Origin of the sequence: Pseudonocardia sp. McavD-2-B, assembly GCF_024124365.1 — a bacterium.
Classification (GTDB): Bacteria; Actinomycetota; Actinomycetes; order Mycobacteriales; family Pseudonocardiaceae; genus Pseudonocardia; species Pseudonocardia alni.
On sequence record NZ_JAMXSG010000080.1, the window covers coordinates 1 to 20806 of the forward strand.

Genomic DNA, 20806 nt, shown 5'->3' on the forward strand with positions numbered 1-20806 from the left:
TGAAGCTCCTGGTCAGGCGGTCAGATCTAGTCAATCGCCCGTCTACCAGGAGCTTCACCCATCTCAGGTCACGCCACGCCGGACACTCGCTGACCAGTACGAACACGAGGTTGGCAAAGGCTCAGTGCCGCCGTGAACGATGCCTGGATCTGCGCGAGGGTGCCTGCGAACCCTGCAGAGTCCAGGGTCAGCGAGAATCCGCCGGCGAGCCCAGAGGTGTCGACTCGAGCAAGACCGTCAGCGACCCCGCCCGCGACAGCGTCGGCGATGCTCTGCCGCGCCGGGTCCGCGTTGATCTCGACCTCAACCTGGGGCACGTCGTCGAAGACACCGTCCAACGCCTCCTGGAAAGCCTCCGACAGAGCACCGGAGACCTTCTCCTTCAGGTCGCCCTCGTCGATCTCGACGGTGTACTCGTTGAGCCCGAGCAGCTCACGGAGCAGACCCGACGCGAGATCACCGGCGGGGCCGATCAGGTCAGTCCACTTGAACGCCTTGTCGAACAGGTCGACGAGCTTGAACGCGCCGGGCAGGAGATCCTTCGCGCCGACGCCCTTGCCGAACAGATCCTTCAGCTTCCACAGCTTCGACGCTGCTTTCATGCCCTTCCACACCGCGGCGGCGACCGCGCCACCAACGGCGACGGCGGCGATGTTGTCGCCACCCAGCGCAGAGACGATGTCCGCGATCCAGCCGGCGACGGTGGCGCCGTTCTCCACGAACCACGACAACCCGTCGATCAGCGCCGGCAAGGCGTCGACGATCTTCCCGATGCTGGCCTGGAAGTCGGCGCCCTGGAACACCTGCCCCAGCCGCTCGAACGCCTGCGTGATGGCCTCGATCGTGGAGTCGTCGACGTTGTCGAAGATTTCCCCGATGCCCTCGAACACTGCACCGGAGGCGCGGCCGAGACGTTCCCAGTCGAACCGGCCGAAGAACCCGGTCAGTGAGTCGACGACCTTCGAGATCCCCGGCGCCGCGCCGGCGAAGCCACGGATCCCGTTCTCGACGAGCCCGACGAACGCCCGGCTCAAACTTCCCAGCACGGACTCGAGGCCGGTGAACGCCCGAGAGATCGAGCCGTCACCGATGATGCGGCTCACCGAATCGCTGTAGGCGCGGCCGAACTCGTTGACCGCGGTGGTCAAGGCGTCGTAGCCGCCGGTCAGTTCCATCATCCGCAGCGTCGAGTTGACGATGTCGACGATGCCGGGGCCGATGTCGGTGATCGCCTTGTTGATGTTGCGGAAGATGTTCCCGAGCTGGTCGGCCCGGTTCATCGCGTTCAGCATGTCCGCGAGGCTCGATGCGACACCGTTGATCGACGTCGCGGTGCCCTTCAGCCCGTCGGTGAGCGTCCCCCGGACCAGCCCGTCGAGGCTCTTGAAGACAGGGGTGAGTCCCTTCTCGAACACCCCGGATACCTGGCTTTTCAGCCGGTCGAACGCAGGTTCCAGCGACTTCGCGGCCTTCTTGATGCCGTCCAGTCCAGCGACGATCGCCCCGATCGGTGCCGCGGCCAACCCGAGCGCCGCGGGAACGGCCGCTACTGCGGTCGCTGCCGCCCCGAAAGCGGCGGTGATCCCGGCGCCGCCGACCGCGACAGCGCCGGCGACACCGGCGACCTTGACGAACCCGGCCGCGATACCAGCCACGCTGCTCGCGGTCGACAGCGCCACCGAACCGAGCCCGGTCATCGTCGACAGCACAGACCGCAGCGGCCCCGGATCGGTATCGACCGAAACACGCACCCGCTGGTTCCGCAGGGTGGCGAGCTCCGCCCGGAGCGCGGTGATCCCGCCGCGGTCCACATCGACTGCGACCGGTACCGATGTGCTCGCCGCGCGGGTGGCCGTCTCGATCTGCGATCGCAGCCTCGCCGAGTCCAGATCGGCGTTGACGGTGACCTTCCGGTCACCGGTCATCGCGTCCAGGCGGGCCAGGTCGCGGGCCAAGCCGGCGGAGTCGAGATCCACCGGGACATGGATGGTGGGCACACGGATCGCTTCGAGCTCCGCGCGGAGCTGCGCCCGGTCGACGTCGAACACGACGTCGACGTGGATTTCCTGGTCGCCGATGCCCTGCAGTTCGCGGCGGACCCTGTCGCCGAACCCGTCAGTTTCGGGAACCACCCGGACAGATACGCGCCCAATTTCACGGCCACCAGCCATACGGACACACCTCGAGGCGCAGAAGGAACCTGGCCGTGGTGTCGCCCGTCAGCGCCCGGTGCAGGACCCCCGGGTGAACCTGCGAATCGGCAACTCAACGCTGCCGAAAATCTGTGGAGATTCTACCGCATTACGATGCAGTCGGATAGCTCCGAGTCGCTTGCGGATTCGTCGTCTCCACCGCGACGAGCTGCCGCATTTCCTCGCGAAGACGCTCGATTTCCCCCTGCCAGAACTCCAGCACCTTCCGATCGGTCACCTCACTGAACCGCGCACCCGTAGCAAGGGCCAGCGCCGCGTCCTGGGCCTTCGACGACGCCCGCCGGAGCAGGCTCTGCACCCGGCGCAGCTCCATCTCCGAGGTCCGCCGGCAGACCTCACCGCAGTACCTGGGCGGACGACCCACCCGGCGCCGAGGCGCGAAACTCCTTCCGCAGCAGGCGCACTCGATCGTCTCGCTACCTGTAGTCATCTATTTACTCCACTCGTGTCGAAGTCAGCTCACGGGGCACGCATAGCCGGACCTGCATTGACGATCCGGTCGAGCCGCTTATAGGTAGGGGGCATCCCCCGGGGGTGTGTCATTTCCAGGGCCGTCGTCCTGCGCTTCAGTTTCGATTCAATCGACGACTCTTTCAATGAAACGCTTTTCGCGATGTGTTGCTTGATGATTCATTTGTATTGCATGCGATGTGTTTGTGTTGCGTTTGTCGAGTTGAGCTGTGGTTGGAGTGTTGTGTTGTGTGTGGTGGTGTCGTTCCGTTGTTGCGTGTCTCGGAGTGTCGACGCCGGGGGACGGACGGGGGGGTGTCCGGGGTGGCGGGTGTCGCCGGGGTCGTTCGGGGGCTGAGGTCCCCCAGGTTCGAGGGGTGGTGCTGTGCGCCGGGCGCAGCCCCCGCGCAGGAGGTCGCGCGCGGTGCGGGGGCTTGGCTCCCGGGGTTGGTCCCTGCCGGACCCGAGAGGGTTCCTCCGGACCGGGTGACTTTGACGCCGGGCGCACAGCGGTCGGTGGGCTAGCTGGCGGTGTCGGGCCAGCGTGCGGTGCCGCGTTCGATCATGTGCTGGGCTTCTGCGACGGTGACGGTTGCGCGGTGTCCTCGTCGGCTGCCGGAGTGCAGGATGACGACGGCCTGTTCGGGCCGGCGGATGGTGTGGTCGAGCGACTCGATCTTCGCGGTGAGTTCGTCGGTGGTGGATCCGCGGGGGATGTCGACGCGGCGGGACAGCTGGACGGTGTTGGCGGCGGCGCCGAGGAGTCGAGCGACGAGCTGGTCGCGGTCGGGTTGGGCGATTCGGCGTTCGCCGTCGTCGTCGAGGGCGAGCCGGATTCCGGCGCCGGTCCACCCGCCGAGGGCGAGGCGCCATGCGATGCCGTTGTCGTCGAGGGCCTGGCCGGGGTCATGCTGGGGGGCGCCCGCCGCTCGGGCTCGGCGGACGAGGTCGGCGACGTCGTCGGAGTGCCGGCCGATCAGCGTGGCGTAGCGGGCGACGGCGTCGATGGCTTGCTGGGCCGCTGCCTGGATCTCGGCGGTCGCGTTGGCGGTGGCGGCGACGTCGGCGCGGAGCTGGGCGAGGGCTGCCTGCCGGTGCTGTTCGGCGGCGGCTTGGGCTGTCTTTTTCGCGGCTGCTTCGACGAGCTGGCGGTGGTCGTCGTGGGCTCGGGCCGCGGCGAGCTGGTCGGCGGTGATGTTCTCGCCGTCGAGCAGTGCGGCCTCGAGGTCGGCGACGGTACGGGTGTCAGTCGTCATGGTCGGTCTCCTGGTCGTGCCGGTTGAGCCGGTCGGTGTGGGCGGGGAGGGCGTTGCGGGGGACGCGGGCGGCGAGCTCGCGCGGGTCGTCGGGGTCGTCAGACATTGGGGTTCCGTTCGGTGGGGGGCTGGTTCGGTGCGGTCGCGTCGACCAGGTCGGCGCAGAGGTTTCGGATGTCGTCGGTGCTGTTGCTTCCGACGAGCACGCTGCACAGGAACAGGGAGGCACCGGTGAGGAGCTCGGCTGCGTCGCCTGTCTCGGCGGCAGCGCGGGCGTAGCGGGCGACGGCGTCGTGGTCGCCGTTGATCGCGCCGCAGCGGATCAGGAACGACAACGCGACGGCGACCTTGGGGCTGATCTCGATGCGGTACTCAGACATGGGGTGTTCTCCTTCGGGGGCCGCGGACCTCGCCGGCCCAGACCCCGGTCGGGTTGGGGAGCTGGTCGACGGCGGCGCGGCAGGCGGTGATGGCCTCGCATCGGTCGCAGAGGTCGAGGGCTGCGCTGTGTCGCGTCTGCTGGTCGTGGTCGGTTTCGCCGTGGCGGTGGTCGTCGAACAGTTCTGCTCGGCCGGTGCATGCGGCGCCGGCGACGGGTGGGAGGGCGGTCGCGGCGCGGATGAGCCGGTCGAGGCCGCTGTTGATCCGGCCGCTCATCGGGGCGCCCCGGAGTTTTGCCAGCAGGCGAGGTGCCGGACGACGCCGGTTGCTGCTGCTCGTGGGCTGAGTGGGGTGCCGCAGTCGGCGCAGGTGGTGGGGTCGCGGCCGTCGACGGCGCGGAGGTTGACGGCCGGGGCCTGTGAGGCGAGCCAGGTTCCGGTGCGGCTGTTGAGGACTTCGGCGCCGAGCAGGGATCGGGCGGTTGCGATGGCGGAGTCGGGCCCGGGCTGCGCGGCGGGGAGCGCGGCGCAGGACGGGTGGACGTCGCCGAGCATGGACGGCATCCCGCAGGCGCGGCAGCGGCGGGCCGTGCGTGGCCACAGCGCCCCCGCGGCGTCGGCTACTCGGGGGGTCATGCGACACGTCCCCCCGAGTAGCAGCGCGCGCATTCGTCGGCTCCTTCTGGCACTGCCCGGCCGCAGCTGAGGCAGTGAGGGCCGTCCGAAGGGAGCACGAAGGGTGCGAAGGGGGTGGCACTCTGGGAGCCGCCTTCTTCGCACCCTTCGGCGCTCCCTTCGGGGAACCGGTCGAGAAGGTCCTCGAGGTCGGCTTCCGGCTCGGTGGTCGGCTGCCAGATAGTGCGGACGGTCGGCCGCCCGCGGGATCCTTCTTGCTTCTCCTCGGTCTCGTAGGCCTGGCCGGCGTCGACCAGTTCAGCAACGAGCGCGTTGATCTGGTCTGCAGATTTGTTCCGGGCGAACAGCTTCGACATCTCCGTGCGGGTGAGCCCCTGCTCGCCCGCCGCTTCCAGGGCGTTGCTGAGCTTGCCGAGGTCGCCGGGGGCGCTGTTGGCGCCGAAGACGTGCTGAGCGGATCGGATCGAGTAGGCGACGCAGGCCAGGGCCGCGCGCAGGTGCGGCACCTTGATGACGGCGGAGCGGTCGAGGAGGGCGAAGGCGAGGGCGATCCTGAGGACGTAGGCGGACGCCCTGGCGACGAGCTCGCCGATGACGCCTTCGGGTTCCTGCGAGTTGATGCGCAGGTAGACATCGCGCCAGTAGGCGTCCGCGGCCTTGGATCGTCGAACGCGGGTCTGCCCGAGCTGGCGAGCCCATCCGATCGCGTTGTGGAATTGGTTCGCGAGGACGGTCAGGTCGGGGGGCTCCTGCTGGTCGGGAAGCAGCTTGGTGCGGTGCGACCAGCAGTAGAGGAACCGGTTCGCCAGGCCGCCGGCCACGTCGATCTCTGTCAGCTTGATGCGGAGCTCTCGAGGCGTGACGTGCCCGATGACCGCGAGGTGGGCGCCGTCGACGGCGATGGGATCGCCCTTGGTCATGGTGGCGGCCTGCCCGTTGTCCCACAGGTCCCGGAGGACATGGCTGATGGTGTTGCCCTCGCGCTTGCTGGCGGCGAGCGTCCGGCCGAACTCGGCCTCGGTGACCACCATCCGGGTGCCGGTGGAGTCCTCGGCTTGGAGCCGGTGCAGGAGTCCTTCGCCGGTGCTGAGCCCACTCGCCTGCTCGACGAAGTACGAATCAAACGAAGAAGACGAAGTTACGAACCTAAGCGCCTGGGCTCGGGATTCGCCCTTGCGTCCGGCCGCGGTGGGTCCCACGACCAGGGACCAGATCCGCGCGGGGTGCTGGCTGCCGCCGACGAGGATGTGCGGGTCGGGGCCGAGCAGTGCACTGGAGAAGCTGAGGAGGTGGAACAGGATGGCTGCCGGGGCTGCCTCGGTGAACGGGTCGAGCCGGCGCACGACGTCACCGAGGACGCCGTGCAGCGCGGCCGGGTGCAGGGTCGGCGCGCCCTCGCGGGTTTTCTTCGTACCTTCGTTTCCTTCGTTTGATTCGTAGTTCGTAGCGGGTGGCGGGAGCGGGATGAGGTCCTCGATCCCGTGGCCGGCGTCGAGGTGATCGGACATGTCGGCGCCCTTGAAATCCGGGCTGACCGTGAACGCCGCCACCGACTCGGCGACGTTCTGCAGCTCGGCCAGGACTGCGCGGGCGTGGGCGTATCCAGCCTCGTCTCGGTCTGCGACGACGAGCACCTTCGCGCCGCGGAGCTGCTCGGTGTACTCGCGCCGCCACTTCGTTCGCTGGCCCTCCTTCGCGGCCCCCTCGGTGTTGCAGGTGGCCCGCATGGACAGGTCCCGGACGACGCGGTCGGCGTCCTTCTCCCCCTCGACGAGGAGGATCGGCCGGCCTTCCTCGATCGCCTGCGGAAGCTCAGGGGTCCGGTAAAGGACACGACGGACGTCCCCGAGCCGGTACTCGTGGCCGCCACCCCCGTTGGGGCGCCGCTGCCGGAAGGACTTGGGGTGCAGGCGCTGCTTCTCATAGAGCAGGGCCCCGTCCTCGGCCCGGTATTGGTACGTCGCGACGACCGTCGGGCGGGCCGGAGCGGGTTCGTCGACCTGGTCGGCGTAGAGGTCTGCCCAGCTAAGCCCCAGCGCGGCGAGGACGTCGTCGGAGGAACATCCGGCGTGGCAGTTCAGGAGGACCTTGCCGGCCGCGTCGTCGTAGCGAACGGACAGCGAGGGCGCGGTGTCGTCGTGTGCGGGGCACTGTCCGTCGAGCCGGTCCCCGTAGACCTTGGTCCTCATCCCTGCCGCCTGCATGGCGTCCTGGAATGTGACGAAGGGAGAGTCGTTCACGCCGCAGCCCTCCCTTCAGACCGGACGACCCGGACGAAGTAGTCGCGACCGCAGCCACCGGTGCGGGCTGCTCCGTCGATACCCCCGGCGCGGTGGACATGCGTCAGCGCGCAGTACGGGCAGCTGCGGACCAACCAGAGCCACAGGCGGCGCCGGCCGACTGGTGGGACGGCGATCGCGTTCGCCACTGGGAGGCGGTCCCGCCGCGGGGCAACCCCGGTCTCGAGGACCACGACGAACTGCTCGGCCGCGCTATCGTTGCCTTGAAGCGGCTGCTTGGTGGCGGGCGACTTCTCAGCGGGGGCGTCCGGATTGCGGCCGGCGCCCCCGTTCTCGTTCTGAGGCATCAGGCGGCACCACCAGGATGGACGGTGCGCTCCTTCAGCCAGTCCGTCAGCGCGCGGCGTGAGTACCGAATGGCAGTGCGGGACAGCCGAATGTAGGGGGGCCCTCCGCCTCGAGACCGCATGTTGGCGAGGCTCTTCGGAGCGAGGCCGACAAGCGCGGCTGCCTCGGCCTCGCGGATGAGGTCCTGGGTGTGGGTTTCCATCACTACTCCGCTTCTTCGGTGGAAGCACATACGTTGCACGGGGGAAGCGCAGGGAGCAAGGTAAGGCCAGGGGGGTTGTGTTGTCTAGGGGGATCTGTTTTGCTTCTCTAGTGGAAGCGTCCCCCGGAGAAGCGGCCCGCCCCATACGGGGCTCGATCACGCAGGTCGTCGCGGTCAAGGTGAAGCGGCTGCGCGAGCAAGGGGACCTCTCCGGTGCCAAGCTGGCGTCTCGCATGAACGAGTACGGGGTGAACTGGAATCGCACAACCGTCGCGAAGTTCGAGACCGGCTACCGAAGCTCAATCTCAGTCCAAGAACTGCTCGCCCTGGCCCTCGCCCTCGATGTGCCTCCGATATGGTTGCTAGCCGACGTCGAGGGCGGTTCTCCGACTCCCATTTCAACGACTGAACCCGTAGATCCCTGGACAGCTCTGCTTTGGATGAGCGGCCGCACGCCTCTGACCGAGGAACCGGGCGTCTGGTGGCTCCGGATCGCCCCGACGCTGGGCCGGCTGTCTGCGCTGGCTGGAGCCGTCGAGCAGCTCCGCCGAAACCGAGCTGCCGAGAGCTACTTCACCAGCGGGTCCGAGGTCGCCGGGTTTGCTGATTCGCTCGACGATCTCGCCGCCAGGGATCGGCAAGTATTGCGAGTCGTCGCGGAACAACTAACAGAGATCCAACGATCCGGGCTGACGCTTCCCCCGTTGCCCGCAGATATTCGGAGTCGCGCCGTCGAACTGCAGTTCTCTCTCCCTGAGGGGGGCTGACCATGGGGTATATCCGGGACCGGTGGCGCGACCCCGCTCGCCATGGCAAAGGCAAGCGCTGGCAGGTCAAGATTCGTGTGGACGGCCGCGAGCGCGACGGCGGGACCTACGACGTCAAGGCGATCGCGAAGCGCCGTCTGACCGAGCTCGAGGCCGCCGGCCAGCGGGGCCAGTGGGTGGACCTGACCGACCGCACCACGGTCGCCGAAGCAGCCCGCGCCTACATCGCGACCCGCCCGTACAAGGCCGGGACGCTGGAGCGGACGCTTGGCTACGTCCGCAACCACGTCGAAGGCACCGACCTCGGCGCTCGACGGCTCACCGCGGTCCGGCCGTCCGACGTGCAGGCGTGGGTCACCGACCGCGCCGCGCACATGGCGCCCTCGACGTTGCGCGCCCTAGTCAAGTTCGTCCGGTCGGTGTTCCGCGCCGCGGTCGACGACCACCGCATCGCGCGCAGCCCGTTCGTCCGGATCGCCCTGCCCCGCCACGAACAGGACCGCGTTGTCCCGCTGACCGTCGAGCAGGTGCGCGCCCTGGCCGACGCCGTCGTCGTCCGGCATCGAGCGCTGATCATCACCCAGGCCGGCATCGGGCTGCGCATCGGCGAGCTGCTGGCCCTGCGGGCGCAGGACGTCGACTTTGTCCGGCGCACCGTGCGCGTCGAGCACCAGATTGACCGGCGCTCCCGTGAGCGGGTCCCGCCGAAGACCCCGCGGAGCCGCCGCACGGTCCCGCTGCCGACCGTCGTGGCCGAGGCGCTGGCCGAGCACCTGGCGGCGCATCCGGCTGCCCCCGACGGTCTGATCTTCCACACCGCCGAGGGCAGGCCGCTGCTCCAGGAGTTTGTCAGCAGGGACGTGTTCGGCCCCGGGGTCCGGCGGGCCGGTCTACCCGACGGGACTACCAGCCACGACCTGCGCCACCACTACGCCTCGGTACTGCTCGCCGCCGGCGAGAGCGTGCTTGCCGTCGCCGAGCGCCTGGGCCACGAGGACGCGACGTTGGTGCTGACGACGTACGGCCACCTGATGCCGGACTCGGAGGACCGGACACGGAAGGCCGTCGATGGGGCGTGGTCCGCACTGCCCGAACCGCTGCCCGCCGACGCTCCCGCTGCCCAGGCGCTGCCCGGATGATCTACGTCGTCGTGTTCTCGCTGGTCAGTGCCGTTGCGCTGCTCGCCGCTAGTAGTGCCAGGGGAACGGCGACCAGTCCGGGTCCCGCTTCTCCAGGAACGAGTCCCGGCCCTCCACCGCCTCGTCGGTCATGTAGGCCAGCCGGGTCGCCTCACCGGCGAAGAGCTGCTGGCCGACCAGGCCGTCGTCGGCGAGGTTGAAGGCGTACTTCAGCATCCGCTGGGCCTGCGGTGACTTGCCGTTGATCTCCGTCGCCCACTGCAGGGCCTCGGTCTCCAGGTCCGCGTGGTCGACCACCGCGTTGACCGCGCCCATGTGGTGCATCTGCTCGGCGCTGTAGGTGCGGCCGAGGAAGAAGATCTCCCGGGCGAACTTCTGGCCCACCTGGCGGGCCAGGTAGGCCGAGCCGTAGCCGCCGTCGAACGAGCCGACGTCGGCGTCGGTCTGCTTGAAGCGGGCGTGCTCGCGGGAGGCGATCGTGAGGTCGGCGACGGCGTGCAGCGAGTGCCCGCCACCGGCGGCCCAGCCGTTCACCACGGCGATGACGACCTTCGGCATGAACCGGATCAGCCGCTGGCACTCCAGGATGTGCAGCCGCCCGGCCCGGCCCTGCTCGACGGTCTCCGCGGTGTCCCCGGAGGCGTACTGGTAGCCGGTGCGGCCACGGATGCGCTGGTCGCCGCCGGAGCAGAAGGCGCGCTTGCCGTCCTTCGGGGAGGGGCCGTTCCCGGTCAGCAGCACCGCGCCCACGTCGGCGCTGGTCCGGGCGTGCTCCAGGGCGCGGTAGAGCTCGTCGACGGTGCCCGGCCGGAACGCGTTGAGGACCTCGGGACGGTCGAACGCGATCCGCACGGCGCCGGTGGCGCGGGCACGGTGGTAGGTGATGTCGCGGAAGTCGAACCCGTCGACCGGCGTCCAGGCGTCCGGGTCGAAGGTCTCGGAGACGGTCATGGCCGAACCCTAAGGACTCACTCCGCGACGAGCGGCGCCAGCCGTCGGGCCGCGGCCGGTGCGGGGCCCGGACCGTCCCACCCGGTGTCGCCGTCGGCGTCCCACACCGCGGACAGCACACACACCGCGAACCCCCACGCGACGGCGCGGTCCCACCCGATCCCGACGGCGATCCGGATCACCGCAACCGCGTTCCCGTCGACGGGAGGGGCCCGGGGACCGCGGGGTAGCGTCATCTCCCAGCCCCGGGCCGTCGCAGGTGCCGGAGTCTGCGCCGAGAGGAGCCCCGTGACCACCGACAGCGCCGCGCGTCCCACCACCGCGAGGAGCGAAGGCGGATCGCGTTCGACCACCGCGTACCGCGCCCTGGAGAACGATCTGCGTGCCGCCATCGGCGGTGAGGTCCGGTTCGACGCGGGCAGCCGCGCGATGTGGTCGGCGGACGCCTCGAACTACCGGGGCGTCCCGATCGGCGTGATCTCCCCGCGCGACGCCGCCGACGTCGAGGCCGCCGTCGCCGTGTGCCGCGCCCACGACGTACCGGTGCTGCCGGTCGGGTCGCGCACCTCCATCGCGGGCCAGGCCGTCAACACCGCGGTCGCGATGGACTTCCGCACGCACATGGACGCGATCCTGTCCGTGGACCCCGACGCCCGGACCGCGACCGTGCAGCCCGGCGCCGTCTGCGACGCCGTGCGCGACGCCGGCAAGCCGCACGGCCTGACGTTCGGCCCGGACCCGTCGACGCACAACCGCTGCTCGATCGGCGGGATGATCGGCAACAACGCCTGCGGCTCGCACTCGGTGGCCTGGGGCAAGACCGTCGACAACGTCGCATCGCTGGAGGTCCTCACCTACCGCGGCGAGCGGCTCGTGCTCGGCGGCGACGGCACCGAGACCGGCGCGATCCCGGACGCGCTGCGTGCGCTGGGCGCGCGGGTCGCCGACGACGTCGAGAAGCACGTTCCCGAGCTGACCCGGCGGGTGTCGGGCTACAACCTCGACCAGCTCGTCCCGGGCAACGTGAACCTGGCCAAGGCGCTGGTCGGCACCGAGGGCACCTGCGCGACGATCCTGTCCGCGACCGTCGACCTCGTCGAGTCCCCGCCCGCACGGGCGCTGGCCGTGCTCGGCTTCCCCGACGCCTACCACGCCGCGGACAACGTGATGATCGTCCGCGAGCACTCGCCGTTGACGATCGAGGGCATGGACGCCGGGCTGATCGCCTCGCTGCGCGCCCTGCGCCCGAACGAGACGACGAGCCGGATGCTCCCCGAGGGCAAGGGCTGGCTCTACGTCGAGACCGGCGGGGCCACCCGCGCCGAGGCCGAGGCGGCCGCGCAGGCCGTCGCCGACGCCATGAGGGCGTACACGACCGGTGCGGTCGTCGTCGGCGAGCCGGCCCGGATGGCCGCGCTGTGGAAGATCCGCGAGGAGGGCGCCGGCCTGCTGACCCGCTCGCCCGAGGGCGGCGAGGCCTGGCCCGGCTGGGAGGACGCCGCCGTCCCGCCGGAGCGCTTCGGCGCCTACCTGCGCGAGTTCGACAAGGTCCTGGAGGACCACGGCCGCAAGGGCATCTACTACGGGCACTTCGGCGACGGCTGCCTGCACGTCCGGATCGACTTCGACCTGCTCAGCAAGCCCGGCGTGCAGAACTTCCGGGACTTCATGACCGCGGCCGCGGACCTCGTCGTCGCGCACGGCGGGTCGCTGTCCGGTGAGCACGGCGACGGCCAGGCCCGCGCCGAGCTGCTCCCGCGGATGTACCCGCCGCAGATCATCACCGCGTTCGAGGACTTCAAGGGGATCTGGGACCCGGACGACCGGATGAACCCCGGCCGCGTCGTGCGCCCGGCGACGATGGACGAGAACCTGCGCGTCCAGCTCGGCATGCCGACCATGCCCGACGAGCCGAAGCTGGCCTTCGGCCACGACCGCGGCTCCTTCCACCGGGCCACCCGCCGCTGCCTGGGCGTCGGCAAGTGCGCCGTCGACACCGGATCGGGGGTCATGTGCCCCAGCTGGAACGTGACCAAGGAGGAGAAGCACTCCACCCGCGGACGCGCCCGGCTGCTGTTCGAGATGGCGAACGGCGAGATCATCACCGACGGCTGGCAGTCGGACGAGGTCGCCGAGTCCCTCGACCTGTGCCTGTCCTGCAAGGGCTGCAAGTCCGACTGCCCGGTCGGGGTCGACATGGCCTCGTACAAGACCGAGTTCCTCGCGAACCGCTACCACCGGAAGCTGCGGCCGCGGTCGCACTACTCGATGGGCGCGCTCCCGCGCTGGCTGCGCGCGGTCGGGGTGCTGCCGGCCGCCGCCGTCGACGGGGTGAACCGGCTCGCGCAGGTGCCGTTGCTGGCGAAGGTCGCGAAGAAGGCGGGCGGGATCGACGCCCGTCGCGCCATCCCGCCGATCGCCCGGGAGACCTACACCGCCCGTGCCGCCCGCGGGCTGCCGATGTCGACGGTGCCGGACCTCGGCGTCGCACCCGGCAGCCGCGGCCCGCTGCTGCTGTGGACCGACACCTTCACCGACCACTTCGACCCGGAGATCGCGGCCGACGCCGTCGCGGTCCTCACCGGGCTCGGGTACCGGGTCGAGCTGCCCCCGAAGAACGTGTGCTGCGGGCTGACCTGGACCTCCACCGGCCAGGTCACCGCGGCCCGCCGGGTGCTGGCACGCAGCCTGCGCGCGATCGGGCCGGCGCTCGACGCCGGCATCCCGGTCGTCGGGCTGGAGCCGTCCTGCACCGCCGCGCTGCGCAGCGACGCCGCGGAGCTGCTGCCCGACGACCCGCGGGTGCCGCTGCTGGCGCGGCAGGTGTCGACCTTCGCCGAGCTGCTGGCCCGGCACGCCGACGAGCTGTCGGCCGTCGCGGGGACCGGGAACGGTGCCGCGCTGGTGCAGATCCACTGCCACCAGCACGCCGAGCTGGGCTCCGAGCCCGACCGGGCGGTGCTCGCCGCGCTCGGCGTCGACGCCACCGTGCTCGATTCCGGCTGCTGCGGCCTGGCCGGCAACTTCGGGTTCGAGGACGGCCACTACGACGTGTCGATGGCGTGCGCCGAGCGGGCCCTGCTGCCCGCGCTGCGCGCCGCCGACGAGACCGTGGACCTGCTCGCCGACGGCTACTCCTGCCGCACCCAGGTCCGCCAGGCCGGGGAACGGGAACCGGTGCACCTGGCCCAGATCGCCTACCGCGCCCTGCGAGGGTGATCGCCGGCGGCGAGGGGGCCGGTGCCGGATCCGGCACCGGCCCCCTCGCCCGTGGTGATCGTGCAGGGCGACGACGAGGAGGACCCATGGCCGACGACCGACGGGCGCTGGTGCTGGGCGGCGGCGGGCTGACCGGCATCGCCTGGATGTACGGGCTGCTGGCCGGGCTCCTCGCCGACGGCGTCGACCTGCGCGACGCCGACCTCGTCGTCGGGACCTCGGCGGGGTCGGTGGTGGGCACCAACCTGGCCGTCGGGCGTGACCCGGCGGCGCTCGCCGCGACCCAGCTCGCCCCGCCGTCCGGGGAGATCGCCGCGACCCTCGGGCTGCGGCTCGCGGTCCGCTACGGCGTCGCCGCGCTCTCCGGACCGCGCGACGCGACCCGGGTCCGGGCCCGGATCGGCCGCCTCGCCCTCGACACCGACACGGTCGACGAGGCCGAGCGGATCGCGGTGATCCGTTCGCGGCTCGACGGCGCGGACTGGCCCGCCGACCGCGACCTGCGGGTCACCGCCGTCGACGCGCACACCGGCGGGTTCCGGGTCTTCGGACGCGACGACGGCGTCGAGCTCGCCACCGCGGTCGCCGCCAGCTGCGCGGTGCCCGGTGTGTGGCCGCCGGTCACGGCCGCGGGCACCCGGTGGATCGACGGCGGGGTCCGCTCGATGGCCAACGCCGACCTCGCCGCCGGCTACGGCCGTGTCGTCGTCCTGGCGCCGCTGTCCGGTGGGCTCGGCGGTGCCGTGGCGCCGCGGGTCCAGGCCGAGGCGCTCGGCGCGCTGGCCCGGGTCGCGGTCGTCGAGCCGGACCGGCGGTCGCGCCGGGCGTTCGGGCGCAACATGCTCGACCCGGCGCGGCGCCCCGCGTCGGTGCGGGCCGGCCGCGCGCAGGCGGCGATCGTCGCCGCCGAGGTCGCACGGGTCTGGGGCTGAGCTCGGCCTGTATTCCCGCCGGAGACCGATCCCACGGGGTCGCATGAGCGCGCAACGGCCCGGGTAGCCGAGGGCCATGACTGTTCCCACGATCAAGCTGAACGACGGCCGCGAGATCCCCCAGCTCGGCTTCGGCGTCTTCCAGATCGAGCCCGGTGACACCGCGGAGAAGGTCAGGGCGGCCCTCGATGTCGGTTACCGCCACATCGACACCGCGCAGATGTACGGCAACGAGGAGGGCGTCGGCAAGGCCATCGCCGACTCCGGCATCCCGCGCGACGAGCTGTGGATCACCACCAAGCTCAACAACGACGGGCACGGCCGGGAGTCGGCGGTGAGCAAGCTCGACGAGAGCCTCACCAAGCTGGGCCTCGACCACGTGGACCTGTACCTGATCCACTGGCCGCGGCCGAAGGAGAACCGCTACGTCGAGACCTGGCAGGGCCTCGAGGACGCGCAGAAGGCGGGCAAGGCGCTGTCGATCGGCGTGTCGAACTTCCAGCCCGGCCACCTCGACCGGCTGGCGGCGGAGACCTCCACGGTCCCCGCGATCAACCAGATCGAGTTCCACCCGCACCTGGTGCAGCGCGAGCTCCGCGAGTACCTCCAGCAGCACGACATCGCGCTGGAGGCGTGGAGCCCGATCGGCCAGGGCAAGGGCCTGCTCGACGCGCCCGAGCTGAAGGAGATCGCCGAGCGGGTCGGAAAGTCCGCCGCGCAGGTCGTGCTCCGCTGGCACATCCAGCTCGGGAACATCGTGTTCCCCAAGTCGAACAACCCGGAGCGGATCAAGGAGAACTCCGAGATCTTCGACTTCGCCCTGAGCGAGGACGACATCGCCGCCGTCGAGAAGCTCCACACCGGCGAGCGCATCGGCCCGGACCCCGACGACTTCGGCTGATCCGCATCCCGCGCGCCACGGCCCGGCACCCCTTTCCGTGAGGGGCACCGGGCCGTCGTCGTCGGTGGGAGTGACGGGTGTCACCGTGCGGCATGTGCGGAGGGCACAGCGCCACGGATCACCCGACAGGGGACGCGGACGGGCCGGCGCGGTGGACGTCCGCGCGTGCGTCCGTACGGTGGGGACGATGTTGGCGATCACCGAGAACGCCGCCGAGGCGATCAAGACCCTGAGCACCGACGCGGAGCTGCCCGACGACGGCGGCCTGCGCATCTCCGCGACCGACCCGGCGCAGGGCCTCGAACTGGCCCTCGCGCAGGAGGCCGACGCGCAGGACACCGTGCTGCGCGGGGAGGGCATCACCGTCTTCCTCGAGCCGGCCGCGGCGGAGCTCCTGGACGACAAGGTCCTCGACGTCCAGCCCGTGGCGACCGAGCAGGGCGAGCAGGAGCTGCGCTTCGCGATCGTCGAGCAGCCCGAGGCCCCCGACACCGTCCAGGCCTGACCCACCCGACGCACTGCGTGGCCCCGCCGGACACCCGGTGGGGCCACGGCCGTCTCAGAGCTCGGTGACGGTCCCGTCGCGGACGTCCCAGCGGCGGGTGGCGCGCACCGTGTCGAGCATCCGCCGGTCGTGGGTCACCAGCAGGACGGTCCCGTCGAAGTCCTCGACCGCCTGCTCCAGCTGCTCGATGGCGGGCAGGTCGAGGTGGTTGGTCGGCTCGTCGAGCACCAGCAGGTTCACCCCGCGCGCCTGCAGCAGCGCCAGCGCGGCGCGGGTCCGCTCGCCCGGCGAGAGCGACGACGCCGTCCGCAGCACCTGGTCCGCGCCGAGGGAGAACTTCGCGAGCAGCGTCCGCACCTCGGACTCGGGCCAGTCCGGCACCTGCTCGCCGAACGCGCGCAGCAGCGTCGCGTCCCCGAGGAAGGCGCCGCGGGCCTGGTCGATCTCGCCGACCAGGACCCCCGACCCGAGCCCCGCCGAGCCCGAGTCCGGGGCGATCCGGCCGAGCAGCAGCCCGAGCAGCGTCGACTTGCCCGCCCCGTTCGCGCCGGTGACGACGACCCGGTCCGCCCAGCCCACCTGCACCGTGGCCGGGCCGAACGCGAAGTCCCCGCGCCGCACGGCGGCGGCGTCGGCCCGCGCGACGACCGACCCGGACCGGGGTGCGGAGGCGATCTCCATCCGCAGCTCCCACTCCTTGCGGGGCTCCTCCACGACCTCCAGCCGCTCGATCGCCCGCTCGGTCTGCCGGGCCTTCGCGGCCTGCTTCTCGCTGGACTCCTGGCGCTGCGCGCGGACGTTCTTGTCCGGGTCCTTCGTCTTGCGCCGGGCGTTGCGCACGCCCTGGGCCATCCAGTTGCGCTGCATGACGGCGCGCTGCTTGAGGCCACCCAGCTTGTCGGCGTACTCCTCGTAGTCCTCGCGGGCGTGCCGGCGGGCGACCTCGCGCTCGGCGAGGTAGGACTCGTAGCCGCCGTCGTAGACGTCGATCCGCTGCTGGACCAGGTCCAGCTCGACGATCCGGTTCACCGTGCGTGCGAGGAACTCCCGGTCGTGGCTGACCAGCACCGTCGGCGTGCCCTGCCGGGCGAGGCCGCCCACGAACCGCTCCAGCCGCTCCAGGCCGTCGAGGTCGAGGTCGTTGGTGGGCTCGTCGAGCAGCAGCAGGTCGTAGCGGGACAGCAGCAGCGCCGCGAGGTTGGCCCGGGCTGCCTGCCCGCCGGACAGCCCGGTCATCGGGGCGTCCGGGCCGACCGCCAGCCCGACCTCGCGCAGCACCTCGCCGGAGCGCTCGTCGAGGTCGGCGCCGCCGAGGGCCAGCCAGCGGTCGAGCGCGGCGGCGTAGCGGTCGTCGGCGCCCGGGGTGCCCGACGCGAGCCCCTCCGCCTCGGCGTCCATCGTCGCCTGCGCGTCGGCGACGCCGGTCCGGCGCGCCAGGAACCCGGCGACCGTCTCCCCGGGACGCCGGTCGGGCTCCTGCGGCAGGTGCCCGACGGTCGCGTCGGGCGGGGCGAGGGTCAGCGACCCGTCGTCCGGGGGCCGCGAGCCGGCCAGCACCGTCAGCAGGGTGGACTTGCCGGCGCCGTTGGCACCGACCAGCCCGATGACGTCGCCGGGCGCGACGACGAGGTCCAGCCCGGAGAACAGGGGTCGGTCGCCGTGGCCGGCGGCCAGGCCCGTCACGTGAAGGGTCGCGCTCATCTCGAGCGCAGACGCTACCCCTACAGGTTCGCCCCGAAGAGCCGGTGCAGGGCGTCCCAGTGCCGCTGCTCGGCGTCGTCGTCGTGGGTGGGGGCGTCCGGCACCGCGAAACCGTGCGCCGCCGGGTAGGTCTCCAGGGTCGCCGACACCCCGGCCGCGGACAGCGCGTCGCCGAGGCGCTGCTTCTGCTCGTCGGGGAAGGAGTCGTCGTCGGTGGCACCGGCCACGTACACCTCGGCCCGGATGCGGTCGGCGAGCCGGTGCACGCTGGCCGGGTCGTCGGTGGCGAGGTTGCCCCCGTGGAACGACGCCGCGGCCGCGACCCGCTCCGGCTGCGTCGCGGCGGTGCGCAGGCTCATCACCCCGCCCATGCAGTAGCCGGTGGTGCCGACCGTGCTGCCGCCGACCTCGGGCCGTTCCAGCAGTGCGGTCACCCACGCCTCGGCGTCGACGGCGACGAACTCGGGCGTCAGCGAGCCCACCATCCCCATCAGCCGGGCCCGCTCGGGCCGGTCGGAGAACACGGTGGCGAAGTCGAACGGGGACCAGTCGCCGTGTCGGTGGTACACGTCGGGCAGCAGCACCGCGTAGCCGAGCGACGCCAGGTGCGCGGCCATGTCGTGGATGGCCGTCCGGACACCGCCGGCGTCGGGGTAGAGGAGCACACCCGGCCACGGGCCGTCGCCGTCCGGGGTGTGCAGGGTGGCGGCGGCGTCGCCGTCGGGGGTGCTGATCGTGAAGTCGGTGCGCGGCACGGGTCCGGCCTCCCGGGGGTGATCGACGGGTCGCACCCGTTCTACGCCCCCGGGAGGCGTTCCGCCGGACCGCCGGCGCGGTTCGGGTGGTACGTACCGGATCAGGTCCTGGTCGGCGCGCCGTCGTCGTCGAGGCGCCGGGTGCGGGTCTCCGAGTAGCTCGCCACGGCGATGATCGTGACCACCGACGCGACCGCGATGTACACCGCGATCGAGTAGCCGGTACCCGTCGCGACCAGCAGCGACGCCGCGATCAGCGGGGCCAGGCCGCCCGCGAACACCGACGCCAGCTGGTAGCCGATCGAGATGCCCGAGTAGCGCACCCTGGTACCGAACAGCTCGGACAGGAACGCCGCCTGCGGGCCGTACATCGCGCCGTGCAGCACCAGCCCGACCGTCACCGCGACGGCGGTGAGGGCGAAGCTCTGCGTGTCCACCAGGAAGAAGAACACGAACGCCCAGATGCCGACGCCGGCGGCGCCGAACAGGTAGACCGGCTTGCGGCCGACCCGGTCGGAGACCGCACCCCACATCGGGGTGGTCACCAGGTGCACCGCGGCACCGATCAGCACCGCGCCCAGCACGAACGACGACGGCAGCCCGAACTGCTCCTTCACGTACGTCGAGATGACGATCGTGAAGATGTAGTACGAGACGTTCTCCGCGAACCGGGCGCCCATCGCGGTGAGGACCTCGCGCGGGTAGAGCCGCAGGACGTCCAGGATCGGCATGGTGTCCTTCTCGCCGGCCGCGGCCCGCGCGGCGGCCCTGGCCTGCGCCTCCCGGAAGACCGGCGACTCCTCGACGGCGAGGCGGACGTAGAGGCCGATCAGGACCAGCACCGCGGACAGCAGGAACGGGATCCGCCAGCCCCAGGCCAGGAACGCCTCCTCGGACTGCACCAGCGCCATGATCGCGAGCAGGCCGTTGGCCAGCAGCTGCCCGGCCGGGGCACCGGCCTGCGGCCAGCTCGCCCAGAACCCACGGTGCTCGGGCTTCCCGTGCTCGGACACGATGAGGACCGCGCCGCCCCACTCACCGCCCAGCGCGAAGCCCTGGACCAGCCGCAGCACGACGAGCAGCAGCGGCGCGGCGATCCCGATCGTGGCGTAGGCCGGCAGCAGGCCGATCGCGAACGTCGAGGCGCCCATCATCATCAGCGACAGGACCAGCAGCTTCTTGCGGCCGATCTTGTCGCCGTAGTGGCCGAAGACCAGGCCGCCCACCGGGCGCGCGATGAACCCGACCGCGAACGTGCCGAGCGAGAGCAGGGTCCCGGTCGCGCCGTCGGACTCGGGGAAGAACACCGCCGGGAACACCAGGGCGGCGGCGACGCCGTAGAGGAAGTAGTCGTACCACTCGACGGTCGTGCCCAGCATGCTCCCCGCGACGACCTTCGCGATCGGCGTGTGCGGCTGGTCGGACGCCGGTGGCGTCGGTGATCCCGGCGCGGTGGCGCCGGCGTGCGTGTCGGACACGGTCCCTCCCCGTCGACGGACATCTGCGGTGGCGTCACGGTAGGGCCGTGGTGCGCCGTTTTCACCGGTTCCGGCCACATCGGTACCCCGACCGTGACGTGCCCCGGCCACACCCGGTTGCGACTGCGCGGCAGACTGGGCCACATGGCGGACCTGCTGCCCCTGCCGGAGGACTTCGACCGGGCGGGGATCGCGGGCAGTACGCCGGTACCGTCGTCGTGAGGGGTGATGGGGTGAACGGCTCGACCGCGCAGGCGCGCGTACTCGTCGACGAGCTGGCGCGGGCCGGTGTCACCGACGCGGTCCTGTGCCCCGGCTCCCGCAACGCGCCACCCGCGTTCGCGCTGGCCCGGGCCGACGAGCGGGGCACGGTCCGGCTGCACGTGCGCATCGACGAACGTGCCGCGGGCTTCCTCGCGCTCGGCCTGTCGCTGGCGTCCGGCCGCCCGGTCCCGGTCGTCGTCACGTCCGGGACGGCCGCGGCGAACCTGCACCCCGCGGTGCTGGAGGCGTCGCACTCGGGGGTCCCGCTGCTGGTCCTGACCGCGGACCGGCCGCCGGAGCTGGTCGGCACCGGCGCCAGCCAGACCGTCGACCAGGCCGGTCTGTACGGGGGCGCCGTGCGCTGGGCGGGCGCGCTGCCGGTGCCCGTGGGCACCACCGAGCCGGAGGCGCGGCGCTGGCGGGCGGTCGTCGCGCGGATGCTCGCCGCGGCCGCCGGTGCCGGCGCGGG

At 71.6% G+C, this 20806-nt stretch carries 20 protein-coding genes; 7 read left to right on the top strand and 13 right to left on the bottom strand.

Going from position 1 to position 20806, the window contains the following annotated elements:
* Positions 1-68: 68 nt before the first annotated feature.
* From NH602_RS13075 to NH602_RS32210, 8 genes are all read right to left on the bottom strand, one after another.
* Positions 69-2132 (bottom strand): parkin coregulated gene family protein, encoded by a 2064-nt coding sequence (locus NH602_RS13075; RefSeq protein ID WP_253067959.1) that lies wholly within the window; start codon positions 2130-2132, stop codon positions 69-71.
* 169 nt (positions 2133-2301) lie between these two features.
* Entirely contained in the window at positions 2302-2526 is a 225-nt protein-coding gene (locus NH602_RS13080) for a hypothetical protein (RefSeq protein WP_253067960.1), read from the bottom strand.
* A gap of 658 nt (positions 2527-3184) precedes the next feature.
* Complete coding sequence (locus NH602_RS13085) at positions 3185-3919, bottom strand: hypothetical protein (protein WP_253067961.1); 735 nt, start codon at positions 3917-3919, stop codon at positions 3185-3187.
* Positions 3920-4017: 98 nt separating this feature from the next.
* Positions 4018-4299 carry a hypothetical protein gene (locus NH602_RS13090; protein WP_253067962.1) on the bottom strand — a complete coding sequence of 94 codons (282 nt, stop codon included), beginning with the start codon at positions 4297-4299 and terminating at the stop codon, positions 4018-4020.
* Positions 4292-4576, bottom strand: a complete 285-nt coding sequence (locus tag NH602_RS13095) for a WhiB family transcriptional regulator (protein ID WP_253067963.1) — start codon at positions 4574-4576, stop codon at positions 4292-4294. The genes NH602_RS13090 and NH602_RS13095 overlap by 8 nt, the downstream gene beginning before the upstream one ends.
* The gene (locus NH602_RS13100; protein WP_253067964.1) at positions 4573-4935 is read right to left on the bottom strand and encodes a hypothetical protein; all 363 of its coding nucleotides are present in this window, start codon (positions 4933-4935) and stop codon (positions 4573-4575) included. Before NH602_RS13100 ends, NH602_RS13095 begins: the two co-directional genes overlap by 4 nt.
* Complete coding sequence (locus NH602_RS13105; protein ID WP_253067965.1) at positions 4932-7175, bottom strand: DUF3987 domain-containing protein; 2244 nt, start codon at positions 7173-7175, stop codon at positions 4932-4934. The genes NH602_RS13100 and NH602_RS13105 overlap by 4 nt, the downstream gene beginning before the upstream one ends.
* A gap of 346 nt (positions 7176-7521) precedes the next feature.
* The gene (locus NH602_RS32210) at positions 7522-7755 is read right to left on the bottom strand and encodes a helix-turn-helix transcriptional regulator (protein WP_374210165.1); all 234 of its coding nucleotides are present in this window, start codon (positions 7753-7755) and stop codon (positions 7522-7524) included.
* 149 nt (positions 7756-7904) lie between these two features.
* Here NH602_RS32210 and NH602_RS13110 point away from each other — a divergent pair, with 149 nt between their 5' ends.
* Both NH602_RS13110 and NH602_RS13115 read left to right on the top strand, forming a co-directional pair.
* Entirely contained in the window at positions 7905-8492 is a 588-nt protein-coding gene (locus NH602_RS13110) for a helix-turn-helix domain-containing protein (protein ID WP_253067966.1), read from the top strand.
* A gap of 2 nt (positions 8493-8494) precedes the next feature.
* Positions 8495-9631 (top strand): site-specific integrase, encoded by a 1137-nt coding sequence (locus NH602_RS13115; RefSeq protein WP_253067967.1) that lies wholly within the window; start codon positions 8495-8497, stop codon positions 9629-9631.
* 48 nt (positions 9632-9679) lie between these two features.
* Here NH602_RS13115 and NH602_RS13120 read toward each other — a convergent pair whose 3' ends face one another.
* Positions 9680-10582: a 1,4-dihydroxy-2-naphthoyl-CoA synthase gene (locus NH602_RS13120; protein ID WP_073576551.1), complete on the bottom strand. Its 903-nt coding sequence runs from the start codon at positions 10580-10582 to the stop codon at positions 9680-9682.
* Positions 10583-10599: 17 nt separating this feature from the next.
* Positions 10600-10764 carry a hypothetical protein gene (locus NH602_RS13125; RefSeq protein WP_253067968.1) on the bottom strand — a complete coding sequence of 55 codons (165 nt, stop codon included), beginning with the start codon at positions 10762-10764 and terminating at the stop codon, positions 10600-10602.
* 184 nt (positions 10765-10948) lie between these two features.
* On the opposite strand from NH602_RS13125, the gene NH602_RS13130 reads away from it, so the two are divergent.
* The 4 genes from NH602_RS13130 (at position 10949) to NH602_RS13145 (ending at position 16139) form a co-directional block, all read left to right on the top strand.
* On the top strand, positions 10949-13801 hold the full coding sequence (locus NH602_RS13130) for an FAD-binding and (Fe-S)-binding domain-containing protein (protein WP_253067971.1): 2853 nt from the start codon (positions 10949-10951) through the stop codon (positions 13799-13801).
* 86 nt (positions 13802-13887) lie between these two features.
* Positions 13888-14733, top strand: coding sequence for a patatin-like phospholipase family protein (locus NH602_RS13135; RefSeq protein ID WP_253067969.1), 846 nt, complete (start codon positions 13888-13890; stop codon positions 14731-14733).
* Between the two features lie 76 nt (positions 14734-14809).
* Positions 14810-15634, top strand: coding sequence for an aldo/keto reductase (locus NH602_RS13140; protein ID WP_073576549.1), 825 nt, complete (start codon positions 14810-14812; stop codon positions 15632-15634).
* Between the two features lie 187 nt (positions 15635-15821).
* On the top strand, positions 15822-16139 hold the full coding sequence (locus NH602_RS13145) for an adhesin (RefSeq protein ID WP_073576881.1): 318 nt from the start codon (positions 15822-15824) through the stop codon (positions 16137-16139).
* 54 nt (positions 16140-16193) lie between these two features.
* Here the strand turns inward: NH602_RS13145 and NH602_RS13150 are convergent, their stop codons facing one another.
* From NH602_RS13150 to NH602_RS13160, 3 genes are all read right to left on the bottom strand, one after another.
* Positions 16194-17840 carry an ABC-F family ATP-binding cassette domain-containing protein gene (locus NH602_RS13150; RefSeq protein ID WP_062398000.1) on the bottom strand — a complete coding sequence of 549 codons (1647 nt, stop codon included), beginning with the start codon at positions 17838-17840 and terminating at the stop codon, positions 16194-16196.
* A gap of 20 nt (positions 17841-17860) precedes the next feature.
* Positions 17861-18595, bottom strand: a complete 735-nt coding sequence (locus NH602_RS13155; RefSeq protein WP_073576548.1) for a dienelactone hydrolase family protein — start codon at positions 18593-18595, stop codon at positions 17861-17863.
* 101 nt (positions 18596-18696) lie between these two features.
* Positions 18697-19974, bottom strand: coding sequence for an MFS transporter (locus tag NH602_RS13160; RefSeq protein WP_253067972.1), 1278 nt, complete (start codon positions 19972-19974; stop codon positions 18697-18699).
* 332 nt (positions 19975-20306) lie between these two features.
* Between NH602_RS13160 and NH602_RS13165 the strand changes: the two genes are divergently transcribed.
* On the top strand, positions 20307-20806 hold a 500-nt coding region (locus NH602_RS13165), incomplete at its 3' end, for a thiamine pyrophosphate-binding protein (RefSeq protein ID WP_253067970.1).